Genomic DNA, 6,636 nt, shown 5'->3' with positions numbered 1-6,636 from the left:
TTTCTAAAACACGATAACTAAAGTTTTTTTTTAAAGTACCTAATTCTAATCCAGCAATGGGCCACAAATCACTGACATTTAGAATAAGCTTTCGTTTTTTTGATCTTAAAAAAGTGCAACAGGTAAAAGCGACTAAAAGTGGCGGTGATTGTACAATCACAGTTTTCGGGATGTTGTGGAATAGGAAATACCAAATAAGGCTCAAACTGTAAGAAAGCATCGCGAATAATCGGATGACTTTGTTTTTTGAAATGCTGGCATAAATCCATAATCTATGAATTGTAATGCCGTTTTCAATAGAGGTTACTTTATATTTCCCACGATAATCTTTAAAAATTTTTCCTGTGGGATAGTTTGGCAATGGAGTAATGACCGAAACATTGTAATTTCGTTTTTGCAAACCTTTAGCCAAATGAAAAATCCTGTTGGATGCGGCACCCATTTCTGGTGAAAAATAACTGGTTATGATGAGAATATCTTTTTTCATAACTTGTAAATCTCCATAAGATGATTGATGATCCGTTTAGAAGTATTTCCATCCCATAATTCTGGAATTTCACCTTTTTTCCAATTTCCAGATAGTAATTTTTCAAAAGCGGCAGCAATTTTTTCAGGATCGTTTCCTACCAATACGTTTGTACCAATTGCGCAGGTTTCTGGCCGTTCTGTATTGTGCCGTAAAGTGATGCAAGGCACATTCATAACTGTTGTTTCTTCTGTAATTCCTCCAGAATCTGTAAACACTGCAAAGGCGTTTTTAACCAAATAATTGAATTCTAAATAACCTAAAGGATCCACATAATGCAAGTTTGCGAAATTTAGGTTTAAACCCTTTAAAAGTTTTTTGGTCCGCGGATGAACAGGAAAAATAATGGGATAATCTTTTCCTAATTGGGCAAGCTGGGTAATTAATGCCTTGAGTTGCTGCTCTTCATCAACGTTGCTGGGTCTGTGCAAAGTCATGACCATGAATTTCTTTACTTCCAATTGTAGCGTTTCCCACAGATGAGGTTGTTTGAGCCTATTTTCATTTTTACGCAAGGTGTCAATCATGACATTTCCCACAAAATAAATTTGACGCCTTGGGATGCCAAGATTTTCAAGAGTTTGTGAAGCTAGTGTTGTTGTTGTAAAGAAGTAATCTGTTAAGCTATCGGTTACAATTCTATTAATTTCTTCAGGCATTGAAAGATCGCCAGAACGAATACCCGCTTCTACGTGAGCTACTTTTATACCTGCTTTTTTTGCTACAATGGTGCACGCCATGGTGGAGGTCACATCGCCAACAACCATGACCAAATCAGTTGGGTTTTCAGCCAACACCTTTTCAAAACTAATCATGATCGCTCCAGTTTGCTCCGCTTGCGTGCCACTCTGCACGTTCAAATTAATATCTGGAAAAGGAATGTTCAATTCATGAAAAAATGTGTCGCTTAAGTTTCTATCGTAATGCTGTCCCGTATGAACCAATTGATATGTAATGCCAATACCTTCCGATTGTTTCTGTTTGATAGCCTCAATAATGGGAGCTATTTTCATAAAGTTTGGACGTGCGCCTGCGATAATCGTGATAGTCATATGTTATGTAGTAACGATGAAAATTGTTTTAATTTACCCGATTTGGAACGTTTTAATTGTGGTTGGCGTTCAAAGATAATATTTAACCCTTTTTCAAGATAGTTTTCCATTTCTTTAATGATAATCGCGGTTTGTTTATCTGACAGTTGTTTGGCACTGACATATATAATTTTGAAAGTCTGAAGATTGAGTTGCTCAATTATAAATTCCTTGACATTGCCGTCATCTTCAATAATACTTTTGGTAATATAATAAAAGGTAAGTCCAGCTGCTTTTTTTCCACTTGGCAATATGACAATATCATTGGTACGTCCAATTAATTTTTGAAGTTGAGGTTTTTGAAGTGTACTTTTTTCAGAGAGCACGCCAATATCACCAATATCATAACGAATAAAAGGATGTGCTTTATTGTATAACGAAGTGATGATAACACGACCTTCTTCGCCATACGGTAAAACTCGATTGTTTTTATCTACAATTTCCACAAAAAGCGTTTCACTATTAACAATCCATTCATCTTGCTTATTTTGAAATGCGATTAGATCGAGCTCAGAAGTACCATATTCATTAATTATCGGAATTCCAAATTGTTTTTCCATGAGCAGTTTGTCGTTTTCAAATAACATTTCTGAAGTGACTATACATGCTTTAAGAGTTGGGCAAACCTGTGACAATATCAGTTCTTTTTTCTCAAGAAACTTGGCAAATTGAACAATAGCGCTTGTATAGCCATTAATGTGATCAAAGCTTGTGTTTTTGAACTTTTTTAAATAGTTTTCAAATGCGGTATCGCTCAAATCATATACTGAAAACCGAAATCGTCTGCTCAATATATCTTTAATTCGTTCTTTATAATAGCCTTTTTTGTCCAAAGGAATTCCGTAAAATCGCGCTTGTTTAGAAGTGTTAAAATTAAGATTTAGCCAACCGAATCGGTTTTGGATAACGCTCCAGGTCAAGGCATGGCAAAACTTATCTTTGGCAAAAACAAAAGGATCGCCAGAAGAACCGGAAGTTTTGTTGACGTAAACATTTTTTAGCGAAAAACCTTGAGAAAGTCTGTTGATTAAAGGTTGCTGTAAATCTTTTTTTGTCATGATTGGAACAGTATTCCAAGCTGTGAATTTTTGATCTTTAAAAATGGATTGATAAAAAGAATTATGGTTGAGATGATAATTGACAATTTGTGTTTTCTGTTTTTCAACATAATTGCAAAACTCTTCGCTATTAAGATTTTGAATATCAGTCAATATCAATTGGGTTTCCTTAATTGGAAATCCTTTCAGTTTCAAAGAAATGTCAAATAAATTCAATCGATATTCTATTTTAAAGAATGTAAAGTAAAGAAATTTAATCAAATTCTCATCTCCTTTCGATCTTGAACATTCCTGATTTTTATACTTAAAAATATTATTGTTTTCATAGCATAAACTATATTTTTGCATCAAACACAAAAAACATGACCATTTTAATTCTAGGTTCCGGTGGAAGGGAACATACGTTTGCTTGGAAACTTGCCCAAAGTCCATTATGTAAGAAACTATTTGTAGCGCCTGGAAATTCAGGCACCAATAAAATAGCTGAAAATATTGATCTTAAGGTTACTGACTTTGAAGGCATAAAAAAATTGGTTCTCGAAAAACAAATAGAAATGGTTGTTGTCGGTCCAGAAGATCCATTGGTACAAGGCATCCATGATTTTTTCTTAAATGATGACGCTTTAAAAAACGTATCGGTTATTGGTCCTCAAAAAGCCGCTGCCCAATTGGAGGGCAGCAAGGAATTTGCAAAAGAGTTTTTATTCAGACATAACATTCCAACCGCAGCTTACCAAAGTTTTGATGCGTTGTCCTTAGAAGATGGGTACCAATTTTTAGAGACCTTAAATCCACCTTATGTTTTAAAAGCTGATGGATTGGCGGCCGGAAAAGGCGTTTTGATCTTAAATGACCTCAACGAAGCCAAATCGGAACTTAAAAATATGTTGGTAGATGCCAAGTTTGGATCAGCCAGTGCTAAAGTAGTTATCGAAGAATTTTTGGATGGTATTGAACTGAGTTGTTTTGTTTTGAGTGATGGCAAAAATTATCAGATTTTGCCAACGGCCAAAGATTATAAGCGTATTGGTGATGGTGATACCGGATTGAATACGGGCGGAATGGGAGCTGTTTCTCCTGTGCCATTTGCCACTGAGGCGTTTTTGGCTAAAATAGAAGAGCAAATTGTTAAACCAACCATTGCCGGATTACAAAAGGACGGCCTGGATTATAAAGGTTTTATTTTTATCGGTCTTATTAAAGTTGGTGATGACCCTAAAGTTATTGAGTACAACGTGCGTATGGGCGATCCGGAAACAGAAGTTGTAATTCCAAGACTTAAAAATGATCTTGTTGAAATTTTTAACGCAATCGCTGATCAAGAATTGGATAAAATAGCGATTGAAATTGATGAAAGAGCGGCAACAACCGTGATGTTGGTATCAGGTGGTTATCCCGAAGATTATGAAAAAGGAAAGGAAATAACAGGTTTGGAAAAACTGGTTGACGTTATTCCATTTCATGCCGGCGCCGTGTTAAAAGATGATAAAGTAATCACTTCTGGCGGACGCGTTATGGCTATCACTTCATTTGGAAATACGTATCAAGAGGCCATAAAAAAATCTTATCAAAACATAGAAAAATTACATTTTGATAAGATGTATTACCGTAAAGATATTGGTTTTGACTTATAAAAATGAATGGGAAGAGATGCTTTTGTCCTCTTCGTTATTGTCGTCGTATTTTTTCAATTCTAACATCCAATACACAAATCCTACCATGGCGATAAGGATAAGGATCCAAGAAACGATATTGGCCAACCACCAATTATCAAGTTCTAAAGCCATTAATGCATCGAAAGGCGTAAGTAGATAGTTAGAAAACAAATCTCCAATGCCATAAAAAAGTTCAGTCATGATAATAAATATTATATTTACAGTACAAAACTACGTTTTTTTTATTTGAAATATTCAATATTTGCAAAACGAATTTTGTTTTCGTGACAGTTAACGCACAGCAATGAACCTAGAACAGAAACCTCAATGATTTCAAGTTTTTTTAGCCAAGCTAAACCCATTCATTTTGTTGTGGTCAGTGTCCTGCTTCTTGTTGTTTTTGTTGTTTTGAAAACGACAACATTAACAGAAGCTTTTACTGTCCAACTTTTTTTCGAACAAAGTTTTCTTTTTGGCGTGTGTTTGGCGTCTCTTTTTGTGCTCGATTTTTTTGTAAGCAAAAATAATTTGACAAAGAAAAACAGCTATAAAATTTTGATGTTTGGTCTTTTTGTAGCCGTTTTGCCCGAAACCATTGGCGATTCAAAACTTCTGATTGCCAATTTTTTTATCCTTTTGGCATTACGTCGGATTATAAGTTTAAGATCAAGAAAAGAAATCAAGAAAAAACTGTTCGATGCGGCATTTTGGATCAGTTTGGCAACACTTCTGTTTTTCTGGGCCTCTTTATTTTATATTCTGATTTTTATGGCACTTTTACTGTTTTCAATTGCTGATGTCAAGGATTGGATCATTCCTTTTGCAGGAATCCTTTGTGTGGCCATTATTGCAGCATCCTATATGATTGTAACAGGTGTTGATTTTGAACCATATTTAGATGGTTTTTTTGATTTTAGTTTTGATTTTACCCCTTTGAATTCCAAGCATATAATCATGTCCACTACTATCATGCTGTCGTATGGTGCTTGGGCTTCGTTTTATTATATGAAGAACATTAAGCACCAGTTAAAAAGTTATAGACCATCGTTTTTTTTGGTTATCATTTCATCATTAATAGCTTTGTTGATTATTTTGTTGGCACCTCAAAAAAATGGAAGCGAATTTGTTTTTTTATTGGCGCCTTTAGCCATTATGATGGCCAATTATCTCGAAATTATTTCGGAACGTTGGTTTAAGGAAGGTTTAATTTTGGTGTTGATTATTGTTTCGGTAGTCAATTTAATGTTGTAGTTTTTCGCCAAAGGCCAAATCGCCCGCATCTCCAAGTCCTGGTAAGATATATCCTTTTTCATCCAATTCCGGATCGACGGTTGCAATCCACAAATGCGTATCGCTATTAAAATGTTTTTTGATATAATCAATACCCGGTTGTGCGCCAATAACGCAAGCCAAATGAACTTCTTTAGGTTTTCCAAAAGGTTTTAGCGCTTCAAACGTGGCTACTAAAGACTGTCCAGTGGCCAACATCGGATCGGCCAAAATAAGCGTTTTGTTTTCTAGATTTGGACAGGCTAAATATTCAACAACAATTTCAAAACTATCCGGATTTTTTTGATGTTGTCTATAGGCAGATATAAAAGCGTTTTGGGCATTGTCAAAATAAGTCAGCAAACCGTTGTGTAGTGGTACACCAGCTCTTAATATGGAACATAATACAATATCACTATCCATAATATTCATTTCCTTAGTGCCTAAAGGCGTTGTGATTTGAGTGGATTTGTAATTTAGGACCTTACTGATTTCATAACCTAGAATTTCTCCAATACGTTCAATATTTCGACGGAAACGCATGCTGTCCTTTTGAATTTTGACATCCCGTAATTCGGAAATAAAGGTGTTTAAAATCGAATTTTTTTCTGTTAAGTTGTGAATATGCATAAGCCTTAAACTCTATTTTTGAATCGTAAAGTTAATTAATTAGAAGTATATTTACGTTTTAAAAATCATCAGACTATGTTTACAGAAAAGGCCAATGCAATTTTTAAGGAAGTTATTGACACCTATCACATAAAAAACACGGTAGATCAACCGTTTTCAAACATTTATAAGGAAGATTCCCATCTTATTGAACATCTTTTATATCGAAAATGTTGGATAGATACCGTGCAATGGCATTATGAGGATATCATTAGAGATCCTAACATTGACCCCGTTGCCGCTTTAAAATTGAAGCGCCAAATTGATGCGTCCAACCAAGATCGAACCGATATGGTGGAATATATTGACAGTTATTTTTTAAGCAAATATCATGACGTTCAGCCTAAATCAAATGCGACTATAAATAC

Annotated in this window: 7 protein-coding genes and 1 pseudogene; 3 read left to right on the top strand and 5 right to left on the bottom strand. The window is 34.9% G+C overall.

The features are described 5' to 3' along the window. The 3 genes and pseudogenes from VNJ50_RS14665 to VNJ50_RS14655 all read right to left on the bottom strand — a co-directional run. Positions 1 to 487, bottom strand: a pseudogene (locus tag VNJ50_RS14665) (glycosyltransferase WbuB); the annotation flags it as partial. Beyond that, on the bottom strand, positions 484 to 1,578 hold the full coding sequence (gene wecB, locus VNJ50_RS14660) for a non-hydrolyzing UDP-N-acetylglucosamine 2-epimerase (protein ID WP_325583044.1): 1,095 nt from the start codon (positions 1,576 to 1,578) through the stop codon (positions 484 to 486). The pseudogene VNJ50_RS14665 and the gene wecB, both read right to left, overlap by 4 nt. Beyond that, a complete protein-coding gene (locus VNJ50_RS14655) occupies positions 1,575 to 2,891 on the bottom strand; it encodes a phenylacetate--CoA ligase family protein (protein ID WP_325583043.1) in 1,317 nt (438 codons plus the stop codon). Before VNJ50_RS14655 ends, wecB begins: the two co-directional genes overlap by 4 nt. 146 nt (positions 2,892 to 3,037) lie before the next feature. On the opposite strand from VNJ50_RS14655, the gene purD reads away from it, so the two are divergent. Then, complete coding sequence (gene purD, locus VNJ50_RS14650; protein WP_325583042.1) at positions 3,038 to 4,309, top strand: phosphoribosylamine--glycine ligase; 1,272 nt, start codon at positions 3,038 to 3,040, stop codon at positions 4,307 to 4,309. Here purD and VNJ50_RS14645 read toward each other — a convergent pair. Further along, complete coding sequence (locus tag VNJ50_RS14645) at positions 4,304 to 4,531, bottom strand: DUF6341 family protein (RefSeq protein ID WP_325583041.1); 228 nt, start codon at positions 4,529 to 4,531, stop codon at positions 4,304 to 4,306. The two genes, purD and VNJ50_RS14645, sit on opposite strands and share 6 nt — an antisense overlap. A 126-nt stretch (positions 4,532 to 4,657) precedes the next feature. Here VNJ50_RS14645 and VNJ50_RS14640 point away from each other — a divergent pair, with 126 nt between their 5' ends. Further along, positions 4,658 to 5,581: a DUF6427 family protein gene (locus VNJ50_RS14640; protein ID WP_325583040.1), complete on the top strand. Its 924-nt coding sequence runs from the start codon at positions 4,658 to 4,660 to the stop codon at positions 5,579 to 5,581. On the opposite strand, the gene upp is transcribed toward VNJ50_RS14640, so the two are convergent. After that, positions 5,570 to 6,229: a uracil phosphoribosyltransferase gene (upp, locus tag VNJ50_RS14635; protein WP_325583039.1), complete on the bottom strand. Its 660-nt coding sequence runs from the start codon at positions 6,227 to 6,229 to the stop codon at positions 5,570 to 5,572. The two genes, VNJ50_RS14640 and upp, sit on opposite strands and share 12 nt — an antisense overlap. A 75-nt stretch (positions 6,230 to 6,304) precedes the next feature. On the opposite strand from upp, the gene VNJ50_RS14630 reads away from it, so the two are divergent. Beyond that, positions 6,305 to 6,636 (top strand): DUF4254 domain-containing protein (locus tag VNJ50_RS14630; protein ID WP_325583038.1); only part of this gene is annotated, 332 nt, incomplete at its 3' end.

Source organism: Gelidibacter sp. (assembly GCF_035577925.1).
Taxonomy (GTDB): domain Bacteria; phylum Bacteroidota; class Bacteroidia; order Flavobacteriales; family Flavobacteriaceae; genus Gelidibacter.
Note: the sequence above shows the minus strand (reverse complement) of the source record. Positions and strands in the feature narration are given on the sequence as shown.

Coding starts and splice junctions, on each gene's coding strand:
- upp (WP_325583039.1), bottom strand. CDS start 6,229: ATGCATATTCACAACTTAACAGAAAAAAATTCGATTTTAAACACCTTT.
- purD (WP_325583042.1), top strand. CDS start 3,038: ATGACCATTTTAATTCTAGGTTCCGGTGGAAGGGAACATACGTTTGCT.
- wecB (WP_325583044.1), bottom strand. CDS start 1,578: ATGACTATCACGATTATCGCAGGCGCACGTCCAAACTTTATGAAAATA.
- VNJ50_RS14640 (WP_325583040.1), top strand. CDS start 4,658: ATGATTTCAAGTTTTTTTAGCCAAGCTAAACCCATTCATTTTGTTGTG.
- VNJ50_RS14645 (WP_325583041.1), bottom strand. CDS start 4,531: ATGACTGAACTTTTTTATGGCATTGGAGATTTGTTTTCTAACTATCTA.